At 35.3% G+C, this 21,573-nt stretch carries 28 protein-coding genes and 2 tRNA genes; 16 read left to right on the top strand and 14 right to left on the bottom strand.

Going from position 1 to position 21,573, the window contains the following annotated elements:
- Together WIW52_RS11230 and WIW52_RS11225 are read left to right on the top strand one after the other, a co-directional pair.
- Positions 1-528 (top strand): transposase (locus WIW52_RS11230; RefSeq protein WP_337710501.1); only part of this gene is annotated, 528 nt, incomplete at its 5' end.
- A 145-nt stretch (positions 529-673) separates the two neighbouring features.
- Positions 674-1,597 (top strand): NAD-dependent epimerase/dehydratase family protein, encoded by a 924-nt coding sequence (locus WIW52_RS11225; protein WP_337710500.1) that lies wholly within the window; start codon positions 674-676, stop codon positions 1,595-1,597.
- Between the two features lie 220 nt (positions 1,598-1,817).
- On the opposite strand, the gene WIW52_RS11220 is transcribed toward WIW52_RS11225, so the two are convergent.
- The 4 genes from WIW52_RS11220 to WIW52_RS11205 all read right to left on the bottom strand — a co-directional run bounded on the left by WIW52_RS11220 (position 1,818) and on the right by WIW52_RS11205 (position 4,196).
- A tRNA-Lys gene (locus tag WIW52_RS11220) sits at positions 1,818-1,917 on the bottom strand.
- 127 nt (positions 1,918-2,044) lie between these two features.
- On the bottom strand, positions 2,045-2,539 hold the full coding sequence (locus tag WIW52_RS11215) for a hypothetical protein (protein ID WP_337710499.1): 495 nt from the start codon (positions 2,537-2,539) through the stop codon (positions 2,045-2,047).
- Positions 2,540-2,551: 12 nt separating this feature from the next.
- The gene (locus WIW52_RS11210; RefSeq protein WP_337710498.1) at positions 2,552-3,166 is read right to left on the bottom strand and encodes a hypothetical protein; all 615 of its coding nucleotides are present in this window, start codon (positions 3,164-3,166) and stop codon (positions 2,552-2,554) included.
- Between the two features lie 25 nt (positions 3,167-3,191).
- Entirely contained in the window at positions 3,192-4,196 is a 1,005-nt protein-coding gene (locus tag WIW52_RS11205) for an acryloyl-coenzyme A reductase (RefSeq protein WP_337710497.1), read from the bottom strand.
- A 214-nt stretch (positions 4,197-4,410) separates the two neighbouring features.
- On the opposite strand from WIW52_RS11205, the gene WIW52_RS11200 reads away from it, so the two are divergent.
- The 5 genes from WIW52_RS11200 to WIW52_RS11180 are packed head-to-tail and all read left to right on the top strand — an operon-like array spanning position 4,411 to position 9,045.
- Positions 4,411-5,595, top strand: coding sequence for an amidase (locus tag WIW52_RS11200; RefSeq protein WP_337710496.1), 1,185 nt, complete (start codon positions 4,411-4,413; stop codon positions 5,593-5,595).
- Positions 5,596-5,644: 49 nt separating this feature from the next.
- Positions 5,645-6,262 (top strand): archaeal proteasome endopeptidase complex subunit beta, encoded by a 618-nt coding sequence (gene psmB / locus WIW52_RS11195; RefSeq protein ID WP_337700050.1) that lies wholly within the window; start codon positions 5,645-5,647, stop codon positions 6,260-6,262.
- Positions 6,263-6,292: 30 nt separating this feature from the next.
- Positions 6,293-6,742: a YbhB/YbcL family Raf kinase inhibitor-like protein gene (locus tag WIW52_RS11190; RefSeq protein ID WP_337710495.1), complete on the top strand. Its 450-nt coding sequence runs from the start codon at positions 6,293-6,295 to the stop codon at positions 6,740-6,742.
- A 5-nt stretch (positions 6,743-6,747) separates the two neighbouring features.
- The gene (locus tag WIW52_RS11185; RefSeq protein WP_337710494.1) at positions 6,748-7,725 is read left to right on the top strand and encodes a replication factor C small subunit; all 978 of its coding nucleotides are present in this window, start codon (positions 6,748-6,750) and stop codon (positions 7,723-7,725) included.
- Positions 7,726-9,045, top strand: a complete 1,320-nt coding sequence (locus tag WIW52_RS11180) for a replication factor C large subunit (RefSeq protein WP_337710493.1) — start codon at positions 7,726-7,728, stop codon at positions 9,043-9,045. It abuts the gene before it with no gap.
- Here WIW52_RS11180 and moaC read toward each other — a convergent pair.
- From moaC to WIW52_RS11165, 4 genes are read right to left on the bottom strand one after another with little or no spacing between them, the layout of a single operon-like run.
- A complete protein-coding gene (moaC, locus tag WIW52_RS11175) occupies positions 9,017-9,475 on the bottom strand; it encodes a cyclic pyranopterin monophosphate synthase MoaC (protein ID WP_337710492.1) in 459 nt (152 codons plus the stop codon). The two genes, WIW52_RS11180 and moaC, sit on opposite strands and share 29 nt — an antisense overlap.
- Complete coding sequence (locus tag WIW52_RS11340; protein WP_443295734.1) at positions 9,472-9,684, bottom strand: hypothetical protein; 213 nt, start codon at positions 9,682-9,684, stop codon at positions 9,472-9,474. The genes moaC and WIW52_RS11340 overlap by 4 nt, the downstream gene beginning before the upstream one ends.
- A gap of 26 nt (positions 9,685-9,710) precedes the next feature.
- Positions 9,711-10,961, bottom strand: coding sequence for an ORC1-type DNA replication protein (locus tag WIW52_RS11170; RefSeq protein ID WP_337710491.1), 1,251 nt, complete (start codon positions 10,959-10,961; stop codon positions 9,711-9,713).
- 56 nt (positions 10,962-11,017) lie between these two features.
- Complete coding sequence (locus WIW52_RS11165) at positions 11,018-11,512, bottom strand: THUMP domain-containing protein (protein WP_337710490.1); 495 nt, start codon at positions 11,510-11,512, stop codon at positions 11,018-11,020.
- Positions 11,513-11,532: 20 nt separating this feature from the next.
- Between WIW52_RS11165 and WIW52_RS11160 the strand changes: the two genes are divergently transcribed.
- Together WIW52_RS11160 and mcm are read left to right on the top strand one after the other, a co-directional pair.
- Positions 11,533-12,069 (top strand): hypothetical protein, encoded by a 537-nt coding sequence (locus WIW52_RS11160; protein ID WP_337710489.1) that lies wholly within the window; start codon positions 11,533-11,535, stop codon positions 12,067-12,069.
- On the top strand, positions 12,059-14,110 hold the full coding sequence (gene mcm / locus WIW52_RS11155) for a minichromosome maintenance protein MCM (protein WP_337710488.1): 2,052 nt from the start codon (positions 12,059-12,061) through the stop codon (positions 14,108-14,110). Before WIW52_RS11160 ends, mcm begins: the two co-directional genes overlap by 11 nt.
- Positions 14,111-14,129: 19 nt before the next feature.
- Here mcm and WIW52_RS11150 read toward each other — a convergent pair whose 3' ends face one another.
- Genes WIW52_RS11150 through WIW52_RS11135 form a run of 4 tightly spaced genes read right to left on the bottom strand, consistent with a single transcriptional unit; the run spans position 14,130 to position 15,763 of the window.
- Entirely contained in the window at positions 14,130-14,366 is a 237-nt protein-coding gene (locus tag WIW52_RS11150) for a hypothetical protein (protein ID WP_337699632.1), read from the bottom strand.
- Positions 14,367-14,387: 21 nt separating this feature from the next.
- A complete protein-coding gene (locus WIW52_RS11145) occupies positions 14,388-14,726 on the bottom strand; it encodes a hypothetical protein (protein ID WP_337699634.1) in 339 nt (112 codons plus the stop codon).
- 9 nt (positions 14,727-14,735) lie between these two features.
- Positions 14,736-15,233 carry a CDP-2,3-bis-(O-geranylgeranyl)-sn-glycerol synthase gene (locus WIW52_RS11140; RefSeq protein WP_337699636.1) on the bottom strand — a complete coding sequence of 166 codons (498 nt, stop codon included), beginning with the start codon at positions 15,231-15,233 and terminating at the stop codon, positions 14,736-14,738.
- On the bottom strand, positions 15,224-15,763 hold the full coding sequence (locus tag WIW52_RS11135) for an AAA family ATPase (RefSeq protein WP_337710487.1): 540 nt from the start codon (positions 15,761-15,763) through the stop codon (positions 15,224-15,226). The genes WIW52_RS11140 and WIW52_RS11135 overlap by 10 nt, the downstream gene beginning before the upstream one ends.
- Before the next feature lie 33 nt (positions 15,764-15,796).
- On the opposite strand from WIW52_RS11135, the gene WIW52_RS11130 reads away from it, so the two are divergent.
- The 3 genes from WIW52_RS11130 to tmk are packed head-to-tail and all read left to right on the top strand — an operon-like array spanning position 15,797 to position 17,981.
- Entirely contained in the window at positions 15,797-16,324 is a 528-nt protein-coding gene (locus WIW52_RS11130) for a hypothetical protein (protein WP_337710486.1), read from the top strand.
- Entirely contained in the window at positions 16,321-17,412 is a 1,092-nt protein-coding gene (locus WIW52_RS11125) for a Clp1/GlmU family protein (protein WP_337710485.1), read from the top strand. The genes WIW52_RS11130 and WIW52_RS11125 overlap by 4 nt, the downstream gene beginning before the upstream one ends.
- Entirely contained in the window at positions 17,400-17,981 is a 582-nt protein-coding gene (gene tmk, locus WIW52_RS11120) for a dTMP kinase (protein ID WP_337699645.1), read from the top strand. Before WIW52_RS11125 ends, tmk begins: the two co-directional genes overlap by 13 nt.
- Here tmk and WIW52_RS11115 read toward each other — a convergent pair.
- Complete coding sequence (locus tag WIW52_RS11115) at positions 17,953-18,309, bottom strand: Sjogren's syndrome/scleroderma autoantigen 1 family protein (RefSeq protein ID WP_156005006.1); 357 nt, start codon at positions 18,307-18,309, stop codon at positions 17,953-17,955. The two genes, tmk and WIW52_RS11115, sit on opposite strands and share 29 nt — an antisense overlap.
- Positions 18,310-18,382: 73 nt before the next feature.
- Here WIW52_RS11115 and WIW52_RS11110 point away from each other — a divergent pair, with 73 nt between their 5' ends.
- Both WIW52_RS11110 and WIW52_RS11105 read left to right on the top strand, forming a co-directional pair.
- Positions 18,383-18,652 (top strand): UPF0147 family protein, encoded by a 270-nt coding sequence (locus tag WIW52_RS11110; RefSeq protein WP_156005005.1) that lies wholly within the window; start codon positions 18,383-18,385, stop codon positions 18,650-18,652.
- Positions 18,653-18,698: 46 nt separating this feature from the next.
- Positions 18,699-18,799, top strand: a tRNA-Leu gene (locus WIW52_RS11105).
- A 4-nt stretch (positions 18,800-18,803) separates the two neighbouring features.
- Here WIW52_RS11105 and WIW52_RS11100 read toward each other — a convergent pair.
- A complete protein-coding gene (locus WIW52_RS11100) occupies positions 18,804-19,859 on the bottom strand; it encodes a glycosyltransferase (RefSeq protein WP_337710484.1) in 1,056 nt (351 codons plus the stop codon).
- A 14-nt stretch (positions 19,860-19,873) separates the two neighbouring features.
- Between WIW52_RS11100 and WIW52_RS11095 the strand changes: the two genes are divergently transcribed.
- Positions 19,874-20,788: a glycosyltransferase family 2 protein gene (locus WIW52_RS11095; protein WP_337710483.1), complete on the top strand. Its 915-nt coding sequence runs from the start codon at positions 19,874-19,876 to the stop codon at positions 20,786-20,788.
- 18 nt (positions 20,789-20,806) lie between these two features.
- Positions 20,807-21,571, top strand: coding sequence for a hypothetical protein (locus tag WIW52_RS11090; protein WP_337710482.1), 765 nt, complete (start codon positions 20,807-20,809; stop codon positions 21,569-21,571).
- Positions 21,572-21,573: the final 2 nt, after the last annotated feature.

The raw sequence follows: 21,573 nt of genomic DNA, 5'->3' as shown, positions 1-21,573 counted from the left end.
GGACAATACATTATAGCAAAATGGGGTAAAACTAGGGACTCAAAATTCCTCAAGATCGAAATAGTAATGGATAAGGACCAATTCAACATAATAAACGCCGAAGTAACCACCAACGAGGTTGAGACAGCAGTCAAGACAGTTAAGGATTTACAAGACAAGGGAAAGAAGGTCAAGAAATTTTACGGAGATAAAGCTTATGATGCCAATGAGGTTTACAAGACCGGGGTTGAGGTCGTTGTCCCACCTAGGAAGAACGCTTCTACTAGGCGCGGCCATCCAGCTAGGAGAAAGACCGTAAGGGAGTTCAAGAGGTTAGGCTATAATCGTTGGAGGGAGAAGAAGGGTTACGGTATTAGGTGGAGGATTGAGTCCTTATTCTCAGCTGTGAAGCGCACTTTTGGGGAATCTGTTAGGGCTACAAGCTTTTTGGGACAAGTGGTTGAGGCTAAGCTCAAGTTCTGGGCTTATGCATGGATGCTCCACTTGGCTAATTCCTTAGTTGGTAGAGCTCCGGGTATTAGAGTGTGACTTGTGAATAACGTTGAAATAAATATTAATTACTAAAGAATTCTCAATGTATCATATCATGCTTATGAAATAAATTGAAGATATCAACAAAGCACAAGTAAGATTAATTTATATAAATGCACTAAATCTTAGATTAGCTAATAAAATGAGTTATGTAATTACCGGTGGAGCAGGATATATAGGCAGTCATTTGGTAGATGCGTTAACGAAATTATATAACGACATCGTAGTAATTGATGACTTTTCCAATGGTAATTATGTGAATAAGAAGGCTAAATACCTTAAAATCGACTTAAGAGATAGTTCAACTTCTAGTTTAAAAATACCAGCTGGAAGCATATTTTACCATTTGGCTGCAAATCCAGATGTTAGGACGTCTATGATTAATTCCTACGAGCATTTTAGTAGAGATGTAATTGCAACATTTAACGTGCTCGAAATGGCAAGGCGCAACGACGTCAGTTTATTAGTATTTGCCTCTTCATCCACAGTTTATGGAGAGACAGACAAAATACCTACACCTGAAAATGCGGAACTAAAGCCTATTTCTAATTACGGTGTATTCAAACTTTTAGGAGAGCATTTGCTTGAATATTATTCTAGAGTCTACGGAATAAAAGGTATATCTATTAGATTGGCGAATGTAACGGGGGGTAGGGTGTCTCATGGTGTTATAAAGGATTTTATAGAAAAATTAAGAAAAAATCCATACAAATTAGAAATATTGGGGAATGGTAAGCAGAGGAAAAGTTACATATATATAACTGATGTAATAGAAGCGTTTCTAACTCTGGAAAAAAAGTTTAATGGTCTATATGATGCATTTAATGTAGGTAATGAAGATTGGATAACTGTGGACGAAATTGCGAAAATAGTAGAAGAGGAGATGAATCTGACTCCAGTACACGAATATGTAGATATAGGAGAGGGTAGAGGCTGGGTTGGTGATGTCAGATTTATGCTACTTGACATTAGTAAGATAAAACAGTTAGGATGGAAGCCTAATTATTCATCAGCTCAAGCAGTTAGATTAGCAGTGAGGGATCTGATCTATGGATATAAGTTATAAACTTAAAATAAGGATGCTGGGCTTGTTTCTATTTGTATTTTCTCTATCCATTGTATTCTTATCATTTTTAGTTATTTTTCTAGGGTTTAAAATAAACTTAGGCGGGTTTAATATCTCACCTATTTTTATAAAAATCATAAATTTTGGGATAATTCTAGTCATATTCGGCTACTTGGCGTACGTGGGTTTCATAATATTTTTAAGTAGAAAATAAATAGCGCGGGCCCGCCGGGATTTGAACCCGGGACCTACGGGTATCTCCCTCTACCTGGCTCTTTTCGTTAAGAGCCCGCCGCTCCACCTGGCTGAGCTACGGGCCCAGCAAAAAACAAACATAAAAGAAAGTATAAAAAGTAAACGCTATTACAGTACCCTTTTCTAACATAATTTTCTCCTATCTAAGATAATATGTTCGAATAACTAAAAGTATCTATTAAAGCCATTCTCTCATTTGTTCTTTCTATGTCCTTTAATTGCCCCTAATACGGATTCCACAGCTTTATCTTCATCAGTACCTAAAAATTCCGCATATATTACACCATCTACCATCACTACAAATCCGCTACCTAGTAATGTACTTACATATCCATAGCAATCCTCACAGTAACCTCTAAGTATCTTTTTGACTCCTAAATCTAGCCATAGATATATAACTCCTGATCTTTCCTTGCTTTTAGTATCACCACTAAAAAGATATATTCTTCTTGATAACTCGTACATTGCTAGCTTAAGCAAATCTTCAGGGTTTAATCCCTTTTCTCTAAGTGTTTTAGGTAGCAAATATTCACTTTCGGCTTCTATCTTAGCTTCTTTAATTAGAATTCTTAAATTAGGGATTTCTTCTTTTAATAAATTCATACACTCCTTTGCGTCTTCCTCGGCTTCCTTTGAATCTCCTACCCATAACATCACTATAGCCTTATTTAGATTCTTACAATTCATATTCTCTCACTCTTACTGGGGTGTGATGAATATGAAAGATTCTTTTAGAGTTTCTTTATCTCTAGTTAACAATGATATTAAGCCATAATTATCTGGATATCTGACCAATTCTAAGTTGAGTATACTTTTCCAAATTTTATCCACTACATAATAAGACCTAGGGCTCATAGCTGCTCTAACATTTATAAATAATAGTCCACTCTCCGTCTCTAGTTCTTTAGCTAATTTCAATTCTTTTTCAAGATCTATAAGGGCATCCGCTATCGTCCCTAAATATTTCACAGTTCTAAAAGGCAATATATTTTCGATCTTTACGTCATATAGTGTATGTAGAGTAGCAAATGTGATAGTCTCACTTAGTACTATGGATATATCGCCAGACAAGTACTTGTAACCTTTAAGCCCATAAAGGTAAGAATAAGAATTCTCGAGTACGTTATCTACTAATTTACTTGTGAATATAGAATAGATAAAAAGTATTTTTTCATCTATATCTAAATCAATCACATCCGAATTGCGGACTGCTTCGTAAATATATTCTGAAATCTGTTTAGTCTGATCGATTTCCTCTTTTTCATGGGGGATTAAGCTAGACGGTACTTTAATTGATGAAAATTTTATCTCCACATTGTAGATTATACTATAATACCATTTATGGTTTTACTAGTACTTTACCGATTTTGTTTTTATCTTTTATCATCTGATATCCTTTATCGATCTCCTCTAACGAGACAGTACCTGCTATAACTGGCTTAATCTTATCTTCAGCATCTAATTTCAGAGTTTGCTCCGCATCATATTTAGTTGCAGACGCATGTCCTACTATTTTTATATCCTTTAGAATTACGTAGCCTAATCTTAGATTATAGGATTGTGTTGGATCTATGTTTCCTATTTGGACTATTCTACCACCCATCCAAAGCGACTTCAAGCTTTCATCAAAAGTTGGAGTTCCTACTGTATCTATTACTAATGTTACATCGCCTATTTTTTTGGCTTCATCAGCGAATTTTGTTCCTACAATTATATAGTCTGAATATTGTTTTATTATCTTCGCTTTTTCCTCAGATGTTGTAACACCGATTACCTTAGCCCCTAGAGCCTTAGCCACTTGGATTGCGTGAATGCCTACTCCACCACTAGCCCCAGTTACTAATACATATTCTCCATTCCTTATGCCACCAGCCCTTCTGATTCCCCTATATATCATTCCAGTAACACAAGGTACTAGCACAGCGTTTTCGTCACTAACGTTTTTAGGTACTTTTACTAGACTCGTTACTTTTATTTTAGCCTTTTCTGCAAAAAATCCGTCTAGTTCCTCTGAGTATCCTAACCTATGGTGGCAATAAGCCTCCTCTCCTATTCTACAATACTCGCATGTACCATCAGGAGCGTATAGAAGAGAAATTACTTTGTCACCAACTTCGAATCCCTTTACATTTTCTCCTTTTTCTTCTATGGTTCCTACCACTTCATGCCCTAGAATTACTGGGTATTTCATTCTCGGGTAGAATCCTTGAAGTTGAAGTAGATCTCTATAACATAATGCAGCTCTATCGACTCTTATTACCACTTCGTCTTTGTCGGGCTTAGGATCTGGTACCTCTTGTAACTTGTAACCTCGTTTTGGACCTGGAACAACGATAGCCTTCATGATAAGTTTAAATTGTACAAACAATATAAATATTTAGCTACCACATAAAGATTAATTTATTAAATGTAATGAAATAAAAATTAGTAAGTGAATAATAAACAATAAATTTTCAACATAAAATTTTTAAAATATCACAGCGGAAATTATTAAGTGTATATTATGAAGAATAATAGCGAGATCGAACTCCCAGAACCGTTATTTTGCGTGACCAAAGATGAGTTTAGAAAGCTTAAATTCAAAGTACAATATCTTTATTACACTGCAAAGGGTCAAGGGTAAGGAGAGAGGTAAACTAAGCGGGCTTAAATTTGCAATAAAAGATATAATAAATGTTCAAGGTTTACCTACTACTGCAGGTTCAAGGTTTTTTAAACATATACCTACAAAAAACGCCTCAATAACACAGAAAATTTTAGATGAAGGAGGAGAAATAGTAGGGAAGTCAAACACACATGAATTCGCTATGGGTGCAACTAACACATCATCGGTCATTGGCCCTGCTAAAAACCCTATAGATCCTGAAAGAATTTCAGGAGGATCTAGTGGTGGTTCTGCGGTAGCCGTAGCATTAGGTTTAGCTGACGTAGGCGTAGGAACAGATACGGGTGGGTCTATTAGAATTCCGGCATCCCTTTGTGGTGTTATAGGGTATAAGCCTACAACTGGCTTAATTCCGACTGACGGGGTTATTCCCTTCAGTTGGACTTTTGATACTATAGGTTTTCTAGTTAGAGATATGAAAGTTCTCTATAAGGTTTTAGATTCAGTAGTTGAGGATAAACTACCTTTTACGTATCAAGCAAAGAGAAAGCCCAGATTGGGTATGTTTCTATTTGGAGAAGATCAAGCATCTAAGACTCTTCTAAGATTTATAAATAAATTATCCAGTTATTATGACATAGTCGATATTGATAGTCAAATCGTTAGAAAATATTCTCCTTATGTGAGGAAAGTGATAGCTCTCTCAGAAGCTTATTCTTATCACAAGAACTGGTTTAATCAAAATAAGAATAGATACTTTGACGATGTCAAAAAATTACTGGAGATGGGGAGCGTAATCCCCGGGTATGAGTATGTTGATGCTATGAGAATAAGAAGGATTATAATAGAAGAATATATTAAAATGTTTAACAAGGTTGACGTTTTGATCTCGCCTACCACGAAAGCTTCTGCACCTAAGATATCGGACGTAGTAGGACGAGAACTAGAATATAGGGATATTTTGGTTAGTAATACAGAAATCTTTAACGTTGTGGGAGCTCCATCAATATCTATACCAGTTGAAAGAATTAATGGATTACCTATAGGTTTAATGATTAGCGGTTTACCTTATGAAGACGGCGTAGTGCTTGATATCGCTGAACGTATTTTAGGCATTGTTGGATTTATTAGTAACTGATAGGTGAATAAAATTAGGGTTTTGTGAAATGAGTAGATTGCCTCAGAATATCGATATTCATAACAAAATCTTGAAAGGAACTACAACAGTAGGTATAAAGACTAAAGATGGAGTTGTCCTAGCTGCAGATAGAAGGGCTAGCGCAGGTTTTTATGTTGCACATAAGTACGTTAGGAAGGTCTTATATATATCTGACAATATTGGAATTACAACAGCTGGAAGTGTAGCTGACTTACAATATATTTACAATATATTGAAAAATCTGTACCATTACAACAAAATAACAAGCGTTAGGCCTATTACTGTTAAGGCTTTAGCTACATACTTAGCTACCTTACTATCAACGTCTAAGTATTTTCCGTACTTAGTTCAAATACTTATAGGAGGGGTTGACGACAAGCCTAGGCTATATAACCTTGACTATCTAGGCGATTTCATAGAAGAAGATTATACGGCTACGGGATCTGGCTCCGTAGAGGCCATTGGTGTTATAGAAGATAGTTATAGGCAAGATCTTACTTTAGATGAAGCAGCTGAACTGGCTAAAAGGGCTATATTCTCGTCGTTAAAAAGAGATCCTTATACCGGTACTGGTGTAATTGTTGCAAAAATAACTAAGCAAGGGCATCAGGAGCAAGAATTTTACTTAAACAAGAAGCAGAGTTAGTGTTTTATTTTTGCACTTGTAATTCTCTATATGAACGTCAAAAGTGGTTCATTTAAAAATGAAGATATGATTCCTCAAGAATATACTTGTGACGGCTCTGATATTTCTCCTGATCTAGAATGGGATAATGTAACTAGTGCAAAAAGTTATGCTATAATAGTGGAAGATCCAGATGCTCCAAGGGGAACTTTTATACACTGGGTGATTTATAATATTAAGGATAATAAATTACCTAAGAACATACCAAAAGTGACAAAGTTTTCTTCCATGATCCAAGGGGTAAATGATTTTGGTCGTGTTGGATATGGAGGTCCTTGTCCGCCCAGGACACACCCTCCACATAGATATTACTTCAACGTTTACGCTTTAGATGTGGAGCTACCCGAGAAGCACGGGGTTACTGCTGATGAATTAAAAAGTATGATGGAAGGACACATAATTGATAAAGGGGTTATAATGGGCAAGTATAAAAGAAGGTGAAATAAATGCAAGAGGAAGAAGTGCTTTGGGCTGAAAAATATAGACCTAGAACATTAGACGACATAGTAAATCAAAAAGATATAGTAGAGAGATTAAAGAAATTTGTAAAAGAAAAAAACATGCCGCACTTGTTATTCTCCGGACCACCTGGGACTGGAAAAACCACAGCTGCATTAGCTCTTGTGCATGATCTATATGGTGATAATTATAGGCAATACTTCTTAGAACTTAACGCAAGCGATGAAAGAGGTATTGACGTTATAAGAAATAAGGTAAAGGAGTTCGCTAGAACTATTGTAGCTGGGGAAATTCCATTTAAGGTTGTCTTACTTGATGAGGCGGATAATATGACTGCAGACGCACAACAAGCGCTAAGAAGAACAATGGAGTTATATACAGAAACTACTAGGTTTATACTAGCATGTAACTATCTGAGCAAAATAATTGAACCGATACAGTCACGGACGGCTTTATTTAGATTTTATCCATTGAAAAGAGAGGACGTAGTAAGCAGGCTAATGTACATAGCGAAGAACGAGAAAGTAGATGTTGAACAGAAGGCTTTAGAAACTATCTATGATATTACTCTTGGTGATATGAGAAAATCTATCAATATTCTTCAAGCTGCTTCCGCTTACGGAAAAGTGACTGTAGAAGCTGTGTATAAAGTTTTGGGATTAGCACAACCTAAGGAAGTTAGGGAAATGTTAAATTTAGCTCTACAAGGAAAGTTCATGCAAGCCAGAGAGAAACTAAGGAACTTGTTAGTAAATTATGGGCTATCTGGAGAGGACATTATTAAGCAGATTCACAGAGAGCTAACTGGTAATGAAATAAACATACCTGATGAGTTAAAGGTAGTTCTAGTAGATTACGCTGGTGAGGTAGAATTTAGAATTATAGAGGGAGCAGACGATGAAATTCAATTGAATGCGTTTCTAGCTAAAATGGCGTTATATGCTCAGAAGTACGGTGGTTCATAATTGCCCTTACAGTGGTTTTTAAAATATAGACCTAAATCTATACAAGATGTAGAGAATCAGGAAGATGCAAAGAAGGAAATTAAGGAATGGATCGAAAGTTGGTTAAACAGTAAAAACCCTACTTCGAAAGCTATCTTACTTTATGGGCCTCCAGGTGTAGGTAAAACGACAATAGCGGAGGCCTTAGCTAGAGATTACAAACTCGAATTAATAGAAATGAATGCAAGTGATACAAGAAACATCATGCAAATAAGGAGTATAGCCGAACAAGCAGCCACTACTGGTTCTTTATTCGGTGTAAGAGGTAAGCTTATACTTTTGGATGAAGCTGACGGAATTAGTTCTAGAGAAGATGCTGGCGCAATAGACGCGATTTTAGAGTTAATTCAAAAGACAAAATATCCTATAATTCTAACTGCTAATGATCCGTGGGATCCGTCACTAAGGCCTCTTAGGAACGCTGTAAAGATGATTGAGCTGAAGAGACTTACTAAGTATCCCATGAGGAGGATTTTAAAAAAGATTTGTGACGCGGAAAAAATTCAATGTAGTGATGATGCACTAGACTACATCGTAGAACAAAGTGAAGGAGATGCAAGATACGCAATAAATATGTTACAAGGAGTAGCTGAAGGTTACGGTAAAGTAACAGCCGAAACTGTAAAAGAATTAGTAAGGAAGAAGGATAGAGAACTTGATCCCTTTGAAGCACTTAGAGATATATTTTGGGCTAAATATTATTGGCAAGCTAAGAACGCCGCTACTAGTACTCAAATTGATTATGAGCTCCTCATGAGATGGTTAGATGAAAACATTCCTTTACAGTATGAGGCTTTAGAAGACATATGGAGAGCTTATGACGCTCTTAGTAGAGCGTCTATATTTTTAAGTAGAGCTAAGAAAGGTGAATGGGATCTTTTATCTTATGTCTTTGATTTGATGGGCCCTGGAGTAGCTTTTGCATCTTTAGAAAAGAAGAAACCTACTTATAAAGTTAAATGGGTTAAGTATCAGTTTCCGCAATATATCCAGTTATTAGCTAAAAGCAAGGAAAACAGGGAGTATCTAGATAACCTACTTAGAAAGATATCAAATCATCTACATAATTCTTCAACAAAAACATTAGAAGGAATCTTACCTTATTTAGTTCAATATTATAAGAAGTATAAGGATAAAATAGATAAAGAACTAGAACTTACAGAGGGAGAAAAGAAGATTATCATGACTTTGTCGGGCGAGAAACCTAGTGAAGAAAGTGAGGCTTCAGGGTCAAAAGCGGGTAAAACAGGGACTAGGAGGTATTATCGTCGTAGATCTTAGTCTTTCTAATAACCCTGATATGAGATATTTGAGTTTCTGGATATTGTCCTTGAGAATCTTTTTCATATTTCTTGACCATATCCCATATAGTTAATAATGCTACCGAGGTAGCTGTAAGAGCTTCCATTTCTACCCCAGTCTTATAATTGGCTTTTACGGTTGTAATTACTCTTAGTCCTTCGTCTTCAATCTTTATGTCAATATCTACAAATTCTAGCGGGATAGGATGACACATGGGGATTAATTCAGGAGTCTTCTTGGCAGCTAGAAAGCCGGCAACTTTAGCGGTATTGATTACGTCTCCCTTTTCCACTTTACTATCTCTTATCAGAGAAAGTGTCTCCTTCTTAAGTTTTATAAAACCCTCTGCTATAGCTTCCCTTAAAATTACGTCTTTCTTAGAAATGTCTACTATTTTTGCTTCTGTCATATATTTTCTAATTCCTCAAACAAGTTTTTTAATATTATCACTTTAGGGTTTGAGTAGTTTAGTCTAATTATTTTAGACTTATCACCCTTTATTATCTCAACGATGTGTTTGTCTTCAAGCAATTCTAAATCTTTTTCTAGTTTTTTATAATCAATTCTTGTTTTTTTATACAGCTTACTTATGCTTATTTCTTCTTCCTTGAATAAGATAAAGAGTATTCTTATAATTTCTGAATTTAGGAGTTCACTTGTGATTTCTGCAACCTCCTTTTTATTTCCTGATCCAGAAGGTTTTCTAACTCTACTGAGACTGGAACCGGTAAGGATATAAGTGTAGTTCTTCCTCTCATTCCTTTACCACTGTGTCGAGTTATTATTAGTCCCATTAGCTTTAGCCTCCTAATATATTCGAATAACTGTGTATGTCTTCTGGGTTCTTCACCTAATAAAGAGCTTATATTTCTGTACTCTTCTTCTACTTTTCCCATAGAGAAGAAGTCCTCTTCGTATTTTTTATGTAAAGACGAGATTGCCTTTAGTAAAAGTAAGTAATGTAAGTCCAAGTCTCTTATCGTATCTGTGATAATGCTTATTTCTGGGTTAATTTTTGAGTTAGCTTTTTTTGCATGCTCAATTGTTATTATAGGCGAACTTTCGGCGTCCGCTATTCTTCCAGCCAATTCCAATGTTTCTATCGCAAGTCTTGCGTTTCCACTTCCTCCTTTATCCGCTCCGTGAATGTCAGAAATGAACTTGACTGCTTCGTCAGTAACGGCGTTCTGTTTAAATGCTTTTTCATTAACTATTCTGTCTTGTAATATATCATAAAGTTGGAAAGAACTATAAGGCGGAAACTCTATAACGTTCTTAATTATGTGGTCTTTAATGCTCTTATCAAGACTTGAAAGGCTTGTCAGTTCTCTAACTATAAAGATATAGTGAAGTCTTTTTACGCTTACATTTAATTCATCATATATCCTTACCAAGAAATATATATCTTCCACAGGAGATGTACTAATGAAATAGTCAAATTCATCTAAGGTTAATAGTAGATGTATATTTTTCCTTTCTAAGTAATCGTAAATTAACTTGAAAGTTTCTTGCGAGGAAAGCCCTCTGTTAGGTAATGGTAACCTTAGACTCTGAGCTATCTCCATTAGCATAAGGTAAAGAGTTCTTTGCCTATGGCAATTAACGTGAACGTAGAATAACCTTATCCCTTTTTTATTTACAATATCTTGAAGTTCCTTGCCGAATTTCTTGGTGGTTACAGTCTTTCCAGTACCGGTTCTACCTACTATTACTGTCCTTATAGAAGTTCCTCCAGGGTTTAATATAAGATCTTTAAACGAAACAGTAAGTTCTTTTATTTGTGTCTCTCTGTGGGGTAAGTTCGCAGGAATGTGTTCTGGATTAAGAACTGATAGATTATTAAACACTGTACTACCTTCAATGGTATTTTCAATCAAGTCTTTGAGGTCAACCAAAACTTTCACCTAAATCTAATTTTCGAGTAATACTATATATTTGATAACTGAGAGAGTTAGCCGAAAGTATTTTTAACATACGAGACTGTAGCTAAATTAGGAATAACGTTAATAACGACTACAAAATCCGGTTTCTTAAAATCAACTTTAGCGTAACCCTTTAGACCTAACCCTATACCTATTTCAATTTGTCTACAATTTACTTCAATTCCCCTCTTGTGACAATCTACGTAAAACGAAGTCTTCACAATTTTTTTAGCGTTTTCAATAGTCTTCCGAATAATTTCTTCCTCTTGAGCACTCGGAATCATGAAATGGATTGGATATACTTTAGCAATACATGATGGGCGAGCAGAAAATAAAAGTCCATATGCCTCCATTGGGGATAAGCTAGAGTACACTAAAAACACATTTTTTACTACTTCTTCAATCTTAGCATTTATATCTCTAATTAGTATTCTATTCATGATCTCGATAATACATTTATTTTCCTTGTTCTTTCTAGCAGTTACTAAAAGAACTGGGTTCACAATAGTATACCTTTTAAGCACTACTATACAAACCTTAACTTGTGATTACTACTAAGATAAAAGCTATTAATAGGGTTATGATGCTCACTAAAAAAAAGGTCTTAGTATTAGATGATTGGGGTCCGTATGACAATGGGTTTGAAGAAATTGTGCTATCAAAAGGTAGTGAAGATGAGGTATCTACGTGGTTAGGTATAGTATTACAAGAGAGAAACGTTGTTAAAATAACTGATGTGATTAGCATTGATGAACTCGGCAGAATCCTATTCCAAGAGAAGCAAACAATAAATACCCCAGCATCTCTTTCAGCTCTTCCTAAGGACTTTTATCATCGAGTTCAACTTTTAAGGGATGAATTAAAAAGAAAAAATGATTTACAAGCACTAGAGCTACTTAGAAAATTAGACCAAGTGGTAAATGAGATAGTCTCTATCAGAATCAGGAAAATTATGCAGTTAGCATTTCTCAATATTTCAGATGAAAGTTTGATTGATAGAATGACTAATGAAGAATTTTTAGTGTATAAAACAATAAAGAGTGTAATTGAACGCGGAATAGGTGATATAATTGGAAGCTAAACAAGTTGACTATGGAGAATTATTCATAGAATTTATTACTACCTTTAAGGACAACAGAGGTAAATCCTATTTAAATCAAATTAATGAAATAATAGCTTATAGAAAGAAAAGCTTCTATGTAAATTTTGCAGACTTATTCTCTTTTAATCAAGAACTGGCTACTCTCTTAATAACTTCTCCTAAAGAGATCATTCCAATTCTAGAAAGAAAAATTTATGATTACATAATAGAAAAAGATCCGCAATTTCAATACGAAATATCAAATATTCACCTTAGGGTAACAAATATACCTAGAGTCGTAGAACTAAGGAAAATAAGAAGTAATGATATTGGTAAACTTATCGCGATAGAAGGGATCTTAGTAAAGTCTACACCAGTGAAGGAACGACTTAGCAAGGCTGTTTATCAGCATATAAGCCCTGATTGTATGCAAGAATTTTCATGGCCTGATGACGATATGGGTGAAATAATAGAATTACCTTCCACATGTCCAGTATGTGGTAAAGCTGGGCAATTTAGATTAATTGAAGACAAATCAACTTTCATTGATTATCAGAAAGCAGTGGTACAAGAAAGACCAGAAGAAATACCACCTGGACAATTACCAAGACAATTGGAAGTTGTGTTTGAAGACGATTTAGTGGACGTAGCAAGACCAGGTGATAGGGTGAAAATTGTAGGAATTTTAGAGATTAAGAAAGATTCACAAATAAAAAGAGGAAGTAAGTCCGTATTTGATTTCTACCTTAAAGTTAATAGCATCGAGATATCTCAAAAAGTACTAGACGAGGTTAAAATATCCGAAGAAGATGAAAAGAAAATTAAGGAGTTAGCTAAGGATCCATGGATAAGGGAGAAAATAATATCCTCAATAGCCCCATCTATATATGGTCATTGGGAAATAAAAGAATCAATAGCCCTTGCGTTATTTGGAGGTGTTAGTAAACTATTAAATGACGGAACTAGAATAAGGGGCGATATTCACGTTTTGATTATAGGAGATCCAGGTACAGCTAAGTCACAGATATTACAGTTTGCATCAAGGGTCGCACCCAGAGCAGTTTATACTACTGGCAAAGGTTCTACGGCAGCGGGATTAACGGCGACTGTAACCAGAGATAAAAATAGCGGGGATTTTTACTTAGAGGCAGGTGCTTTAGTCCTAGCGGATGGAGGAGTGGCCGTAATTGACGAGATAGACAAAATGAGAGATGATGACAGGGTAGCTATTCATGAGGCTATGGAACAACAAACAGTCTCAATCGCTAAAGCTGGTATTGTAGCAAAGTTAAATGCGAGAGCTACAGTTATTGCTGCAGGTAACCCTAAATTAGGAAGATACATAAAGGAAAGAGGAATAGCAGAGAACATTAATCTACCTCCTACGATACTCTCAAGGTTCGACCTGATATTTATCTTGATTGATAACCCTGGGGAATCCGATGTATATCTAGCATCACATATTCTTAACGTTCATGGAAATAGAAACAATACACAAAGTGTAATAGATATAGACTTATTGAAGAAATATATAGCCTATGCTAGGAAGAACGTCTCACCAAAGCTAAGCGAAGAGGCGAAAAAATTATTGCAAGATTTCTTTGTAGAGATGAGACGTAAAAGTGTAGAAAGTGTAGATTCCCCAATTATGATTACACCCCGTCAGTTGGAAGCGTTAATAAGAATATCCGAGGCTTATGCTAAAATGGCGTTGAAAAGTGAGGTAACTAAAGAAGACGCTGAGAGGGCTATTAATATTATGAGAATCTTCTTAGAAAACGTAGGATTAGATGTGGAGTCAGGTAAAATTGATATAGACACTATAATGACTGGTAAGCCTAAGAGTGCAAGAGAGAAAATGGCGAAAATCCTTGAAATAATTGATACGTTATCTATTAATGAGTGTGCTAAGGTTAAAGATATAATTAAAGAAGGTGAAAGCGTCGGTATAGATAAACAAAGCATAGAAAAACTAATTACGGATATGAGAAAGCAGGGCTTAATATATGAATCAAGACCTGAGTGCTACAGAAAAGTTTAATTCAAAAACAAGTTAGACTTTAGCTTCCTTTTGTGGAATTACTCATTTTATTAAGGATAGATATAGGAGTCCACATTATATGAGATGGGAGCTGTTTTATTAGATCGTATGCCTCTTCCCATCCAGTAAGATTTAATTTCTTTGCTAATTGTTCTAGTGTCATTTGTGTTCTAACATATTCATTAAGAATCTTAACAGCGTTTTCATCAATTATAATTTCCCTACCACTAGAGAGCGTAATTTTTATTGGTTCCATTGATAATCACATTTCACACTGTCAGATGTTAAATATAAATTTAATTGCATTAGAACCGTACGATACCCATACATAAACTGCTACGATAAGTAGTGACATTATTAAAAGGATTCCACCAAGTTCATAATTTCTGTTTTCTATGAAATAAACACCTGCAATAGCACCCATAATTATAATTGCTGCAAGAACAGCGATCCCACCAGCCTGAGGAGCTCCTCCATTAGAGTAGGTTATTGGAGAAATATAATATGGGAAAGCTATCGCTCCTAATATAGTAATTCCCATGAGGACAATCAATATTATTAATACATAAGCATTATTAAGTGTGGAATAAGTTTTTTCACTCCCTCTTTTTGGCATGATTAATAATTACCACGGGACACTTTTTATTTTTAATCGAAAAGCAACGTAGTTGGTAAATAAATGAAGAAATATTACTAATATTCCTATAAATAAAATTTGAACAATCTGGATCTTCACGTGCATTAAGACTAAGACTAAGGTCGAAGATACAAAGAAATCAAGTTGGTCTAGTAACGGAGCTCTCTGTCCTCTTTCCATTCCGAGTCTTCTCTTTATAAAAGCACCTATCATATCCCCTATCATTGCAGCTAAGCTTTCAAAAAATGCAATAAATATCCATTCATCTCCTAAAAATCTGGAGATAATTGCTCCAACAGTCGTACCAAAAGTGACTGCTAATAGTAAACCTTCAAAGGTTTTTCCATCTCCTAAAATCCTCCTACCGTCATTAAGTTTTTTTCTAAAGTCGATGGGTGTACCCTTTTTGACGAAGGGTGCACTACCGTTTGCAGCTAATGCGGGTAAATAATATACAATTCCTACTAGTAATGCGGCTATAAGCACCCTACAACACCAGAGTCCAATATCCTAAATTTACAAACCCTTAAGTTACCAATGATTTCACCTTTTGTTATCCTCAGTACTTCGTCAGAAAACCTCCTCATAAATAACTCACCTGCTACCCTGTTATTTCCTGAAATATCCCATAATAATAACACTTTATTATTGTTATTAATCCCATTTTTACTAAACCCTTGACATAAAATTAGTGGTAATTCTAAATCCTTTTTTCTCCTAGATATCTTATACAAATAGTTTACGGGATCAATAACAATTAATTGTAAACCCAGCTGAGAAGCTTTTAATATTGCTGAGATTATTTCAGGCTGGGTAAGGGCTTGAGTGAAATAAACATCAGGTCTTCCCTTTAATTTTTCCACTCTTGCTTTGTAGCTTGAGTCCTTAGTTGAAATATAAAGGCTATTTCCTAATTCTAAGGCTACATGTACTCCTATAATAGTCTTACCAGTACCAGCCTCTCCGTATATTGAAACAATATTTCCCTTCTGGAAAATATAATCGCTAATCTTCAAATCTTTAAATTCCTCTGAATTAATTAAGTAATTGTGGTAAAAAAGGTTGCAATAAAGGTATCTGATGCTAAGAAATATCGAGATTTAGTAAGAGTATTTAAAGAGAGGGGAATAAAAATCTCAGATGACGGAGAAATAATAATTAAGGATGAAGATATTAATTTCGTACCATTGAACGTATTATTAGGTAGAATTTTATGTGAAATAAAGGGTAAGCAATATTTTAATGAACTACTTATTGGAATAGACACTAACAAGGATAAATTGTCTATTGCAGTGATAGGGGACGGTGAACTAATAGAAAGTAGAAACGCTAATGTAATAGATGTAAATGAACAATTATCGGAAATTATACAAACTTATCCTCATAAGTCTCTTAAGATCGGAATAGGCGGAGGTAACAAAATAGGTGAATTAGTCTACAGAATCGTAAAGATGAACTTTGAACAAGCTAAGATGGTTAATGAGTCTAAAAGTAGTTCCTCTGGAAATCCGTTCGTCAAAATAAAAGACAGAGATGTTAGGGCGGCTTATATCATAGCACTTAGGTCAGCTTTATGAAAATAATAACGGATTATGATGTTGTGATACAAGGTCCTTGTGATCTCTACGTGAAAGACGGTAAAGTAGTGATATCAGGGATAGAGTTAGGGGCAGGAGATAAGCTAGATATAAACTCGGATAATTACTTTACTGTGGCATCTTTAACTAACTCAGAGATAGAAAGTAACTGTAAGATTATTCAGTCATATAAAACATTAGGATGGTATAATATTGCAAAGGAAATATCTGGAGGAAAAATAATAGTGTTAGGTGATGAAAATTCTGGAAAAACTTACTTTTCTAATTTTCTAGCAAACTTATATGGAAGTTCTACAATAGATTCCGATGTCGGACAATCGTCAATATTTTTGCCAGCTTTCATTGCATATTCTAAGGATGTTTCGAAAAAGTTACTTCTTTCACAACGTAGAATAGATGGTATTGAATTTTTAGGAAGTATAACACCATCAACAAATCCGAGATTACATATATTTCTAGTACTACTTACACTTAAGGAAATCAATTCAGACAACGTAGTCATAGATAGCGATGGATGGGTTAGGGGGTTTCACGCTTATAGGCATAAGCTTGAACTAATTTATACAATAGATCCAGATTACATTCTCACGTTCGATCAAAGGATAATTAAAGATATGCCCAGAGACTTACTAAGAAAGGTCAAGTTATTAAAGCCTTTTCCGCTTAACGTAGATCGGAGCAGAAATAAGAGAAGAGAATATAGATCAAGGAAATACAGAGATTATTTCAGTAACGCTAAAGTAAATGTGATCGATATGAGAACAGTTGTCGGAACACCTATTTCTAAGAACCTAATAAGGGCATGGAACCAGTATGTACAATTAATAGATGAAAAACCTTGTGAAGGGCTATACGTTGACAGAACCGAACTCTTCGGACTTTATTTGGGCTTAACGTATAAAGGGAAAACAGTAGGAGCTGGTTTAATCAAAGATATAAAAGAGGATTTAGGTATTGTCGAAATTCTTACACCAGTGGAAAATTTCGATGGGGTGATATTGGGGGAATTTAGGTTAAACGAAAACTTCACCGAGAGTAGAGTAAGGGTGAGAAAATGCTTAGAATAATCTCGTTCGAAGGGATAGATGGCTCAGGTAAGACAACAGTAGCAAATATGGTTTATCAGAGGTTGAAAAACCGGTTTAGTAGTAAGAATATAGTTCTCACGAGGGAACCTTTTACTAATGAGATCACAAGTCTTATAGAGAAGAGTGGTTGGAAAGATCCAATCGCATTGACGTTACTGTTCGCTGCGGATAGGGCATATCATTTAAGAGAGTTAATAAATCAGAATCCTGACGTTATTCTTATGGACAGATATATTTATTCCTCTATTGCATATCAGTCAGCCCTAGGTATAGAGGAGAACTGGATAGAAACTGTAAATTCAAAGTTTCCGAAACCAGTTCTCACTATCCTTTTGGATATCTCTCCTAACAAAGCGTTGCAAAGAATTCAGAAAAACGATAAGTTCAATTTTAAGGAAAAAATAGAAAGTCTTACAATAGTAAGGGAGAAGTATCTTGAGCTTGCTAGAAGAGAGAAAAACATAGTAATGGTTAACGCAGAGAAGTCGTTAAATGACGTAGTCGAAGAAGTATATTCAATCATTTATTCTTATTTATTAACCCTTTAATTCTATTTATTCTTTCAATAGCTTCTAAATATCTTATCACTTGATTTATAGTATCAATATCAAGAGGATCTTTGTTAAGCCGTTGGTCTAGAAATTCTATTCCCTTATACAGAGTGTTTTCCAGTTTATCTAACGTTATAGCACCAGTAATTTTCTTTTCTTCCTCCTCGTTCTCTACTACATAAACCTTTCCATGAGTTGGACATACAATATCTCCGTTCTTAAGCCTAAATAAAGGCATATGGCATAAAGGGCATGCCATATCTAACATTGTGGCTCCTTGTCTCAGGAGGTCAGCAGCTTTCTTTACCGAATCTGTGGTTGTCATACTAACCAATAATATAAAATGGGTAATAAACTAAAAAACCATAAGTACTAATAATTGAATCGGTGAGATTTCAATGGCATCACTTTACGACAACGAGGCTAAGATAAAACAAGCAATAGTTATGCTTCAAAAAATTGTGAATGATACTGGAGTACCAAGGAATATTAGGCGAGCAGCAACTGACGCGATAAGGAACTTACAAGATCAGACGTTGAGCCCCGCTGTTAGGGCAGCTAATGCAATAGGAATTTTGGAGGAAATAAGTCAGGATCCTAATATGCCTACTCATACTCGCATCTCTATCTGGAACATTGTGTCCATGTTGGAGACAGTTAAAGACTAATTTTTTCGCATAAAGTTTTTTACCTGAATACTCGATTTCATTAAGTGCGGGGGTGCCCGAGCAAGGTCAAAGGGGTCGGGCTTAGGACCCCAAAGGTAAGTACCCCGATGGCGTAGGCCTGCGTGGGTTCAAGTCCCACCCCCCGCATAACTTATTTTATTATCTCAGATATTATCGAAATAATTTTGGTTCTAAAATTGGAAGAGGAAAAAGACATTGATTTTTCTATGAGTTCTTTTCTAAGATTATTCCATCCTTTGACGTACTTTTTGACCTTTTCTGCAGCCTCTTCTAATGAACTATAGCTCAAGTCTTTAGGTAAAATTTCCGAAGCTCCACTTTCAGAAGGAACTATCGGGATCGTCCCTGAAGCCATTGCCTCAACAATCGGTATACCAAAGTGCTCTCCTACAGTAGGATGGAAATACACAGACACCCTTCGCATTAGTGACACCAGTTCTCTTCTAGGAAGGTCAGTAAAGAATTCTACCTCAAGGCCCTTAGAAATCTCCCTTAATTTTCCTAAGTAATTTTTATCGCTTAAAGAACCAACTATATACGTTTTTAATTTAGTTAATCTAGCTATATTTATAGTATTTTCTAACATTTTACCTCTCTCTATCCTAGCTACAGTTATTATAGCTTCTTCCTTATTGGAATCAAGTTTGTTTGTGATGAACTCCTCAACATCTACGGGAGGGTAAATTACAGTCCTTACATTTAATCCTAAGCTCTCGATTTTTCTCGCAGAATAGTGAGAGTTAGATATTATAATAGCGTTCTTATCCAAGTGAGCTTTCACATATTTTTCAAATGGGTAAAGGTATAATCGCCAAAATATAGAAGATGAATACTTGCCGGGTGTGGTGAACGCTGGTGCCGCAGAATAAGCTAAGTGAGGTGCTATGTCTGATAACTTTAACAGCGTACCGCTGAGGTTAACGAAGATCGAAGGAGTTAGGCTTCTAGCTTTCCATAGGGTTAGAAGACGTTGATATTTGTCAAGTTTCGTGATCCTAAAAGGAACAACATATTTCACCTCGAAAGGTATATATATCTTAGGTTTAGAGAAAGTTACCAACTGTATTTTACCTAAATTGGAGTCTTGTAGAGCCCTGATCACTTCATGATATACTTTTCCCTCTCCCGAGAATTTTTCATTGGAGTAACCGTGAGCTATTACGGCTATACTTTTAATCCCACTCAATTTAGTCTAAACTCGTGGTTGAAATAATTATACCTGTTGGTCCGGGAGACAGAGCTGATTGGCTGGACTCTGTTCTAAAAAAAGTTTCCGCATTGGCTAATAGTCTGAATTACAAGATCATAGTTTACGATAACTCCGAAAGAGAGGATCTAGCTAAAGTTATTTCTCAATATAATGTTAACCATGTAACTGCAAAGAGATTCAAAAAAGTAAACATGGCTAAATTAAGAAACGAAATGCTTAAGTTAGCCAATGAAAGCTACGTTGTAATGTTGGATAGTGATGTGATACCATCTGAAAAAGCTCTTCCGAGAATGATTGAAAACCTTAAGAACGGGGTCACGTTTACTTGGATGCACTATGCTTATGATGAAAAAGAAATAGAAGTTGATTCAGATTCTCTTGAAGAAAACCCGAATCTAGGATGTTCAGCACTTAATTTAGATGTAATTAAAAGAGTAGGTTACTTTGACGAGAGATATGAGAGAGATGAAGATGTCTGGCTATATGCTAAGCTTAAAAAAGAAGGATATATTGTTAAACCAACTAAAGGTAGGTGCTTGCACCTTAATAAGGTTCATGCCAGAGAGAATTTAATGTCCTCACTAAAGGAAGCAAGAAGAAATTTGTGGAGATCAAAATATGATATGATGCTAGTACTTGACGGTTTAACACAATTTCAAATGTTAACTGGTTATACATATTACGGAAGCTATTATGTAATTCCAATAATTTCATTATTTACATCTCCTTTAATCTTATTTCTATATTTGCCTGTAATAGCATTTGGACTGAAATATTACAAATCGCCTAAAAAGTATTTTCTTAATTTAATTCCAGGTTTGAGTTTAGTGCTCGGGTTACCCTACGGTCTGGCTTATGCAGTTGTTAATAAAAGTTTAAAGAAGAAGTATAACGGATATAAATAAGATTAAACTTATAATAAGATGGGAAGGTGGAGTAGGATAGGTAACATAACTAAAGAAAAATTATTACAAAGAGGACTAACCATAGTAGAGGAGGCAAATAAACGAGAAATTCTATTGAGATTAATAGGAGGAGCTGCTGTAGCTATACTCGCACCAAAAGGAGCTGAAAAACTCCCTAGAAATTATAAAGATATTGATTTTTTCGGTCTCTCAAAACAGAGCAAGAAAATAACGGAATTACTTGAGAATTTTGGAATGGAAAGTAACAAAAGATTTAATGCATTACACGGAGATAGGAGACTAATCTTTTATGATCCCGAGCTTAATTCTAATGTTGATGTATTTCTAGATGAATTTGAGATGTGTCATAAAATGTCATTTAAGGACAGACTTGGTATTATGAAGATTACGATTCCGCCCTCAGACTTACTATTAACTAAGCTACAAATAGTTAAAATGACAGAAAACGACGTCAAGGATATTTTCGCTTTGCTTTATGACCTACAGCTTGGAGATAAGGATAATGAAAAGACAATAGATGTTAAATATATTAGTAAAGTTTTATCTGATGATTGGGGATTTTATACTACTGTTACAGATAACATAGATAAACTACTCAGGGAATTTAATCCTCCAAAATGCATCGCTGATAAACTTATTAAACTTAGGAAAGTAATTGATGAAGAGCCTAAGTCCGTTAAATGGAAAATGAGAGCTAAGATAGGAAGGAGAGTTAAATGGTATGAGGAACCAGAGGAGGTAGGAACGTTTAAACCCAGCTAAAA

This window comes from Stygiolobus sp. RP850M (assembly GCF_037389295.1).
Classification (GTDB): domain Archaea; phylum Thermoproteota; class Thermoprotei_A; order Sulfolobales; family Sulfolobaceae; genus Stygiolobus.
The sequence above is the reverse complement of the archived record's forward strand: the minus strand, read 5'-3'. Positions and strand labels throughout refer to the sequence as shown.

Bases quoted from the DNA above. Each gene is read 5' to 3' on its own strand.
- WIW52_RS11225 (WP_337710500.1), top strand. From the start codon at position 674: ATGAGTTATGTAATTACCGGTGGAGCAGGATATATAGGCAGTCATTTG.
- WIW52_RS11215 (WP_337710499.1), bottom strand. From the start codon at position 2,539: ATGAATTGTAAGAATCTAAATAAGGCTATAGTGATGTTATGGGTAGGA.
- WIW52_RS11205 (WP_337710497.1), bottom strand. From the start codon at position 4,196: ATGAAGGCTATCGTTGTTCCAGGTCCAAAACGAGGTTACAAGTTACAA.
- WIW52_RS11200 (WP_337710496.1), top strand. From the start codon at position 4,411: ATGAGTTTAGAAAGCTTAAATTCAAAGTACAATATCTTTATTACACTG.
- WIW52_RS11190 (WP_337710495.1), top strand. From the start codon at position 6,293: ATGAACGTCAAAAGTGGTTCATTTAAAAATGAAGATATGATTCCTCAA.
- WIW52_RS11185 (WP_337710494.1), top strand. From the start codon at position 6,748: ATGCAAGAGGAAGAAGTGCTTTGGGCTGAAAAATATAGACCTAGAACA.
- moaC (WP_337710492.1), bottom strand. From the start codon at position 9,475: ATGACAGAAGCAAAAATAGTAGACATTTCTAAGAAAGACGTAATTTTA.
- WIW52_RS11150 (WP_337699632.1), bottom strand. From the start codon at position 14,366: ATGGAACCAATAAAAATTACGCTCTCTAGTGGTAGGGAAATTATAATT.
- WIW52_RS11145 (WP_337699634.1), bottom strand. From the start codon at position 14,726: ATGCCAAAAAGAGGGAGTGAAAAAACTTATTCCACACTTAATAATGCT.
- WIW52_RS11125 (WP_337710485.1), top strand. From the start codon at position 16,321: ATGAAAATAATAACGGATTATGATGTTGTGATACAAGGTCCTTGTGAT.
- tmk (WP_337699645.1), top strand. From the start codon at position 17,400: ATGCTTAGAATAATCTCGTTCGAAGGGATAGATGGCTCAGGTAAGACA.
- WIW52_RS11115 (WP_156005006.1), bottom strand. From the start codon at position 18,309: ATGACAACCACAGATTCGGTAAAGAAAGCTGCTGACCTCCTGAGACAA.
- WIW52_RS11110 (WP_156005005.1), top strand. From the start codon at position 18,383: ATGGCATCACTTTACGACAACGAGGCTAAGATAAAACAAGCAATAGTT.
- WIW52_RS11090 (WP_337710482.1), top strand. From the start codon at position 20,807: ATGGGAAGGTGGAGTAGGATAGGTAACATAACTAAAGAAAAATTATTA.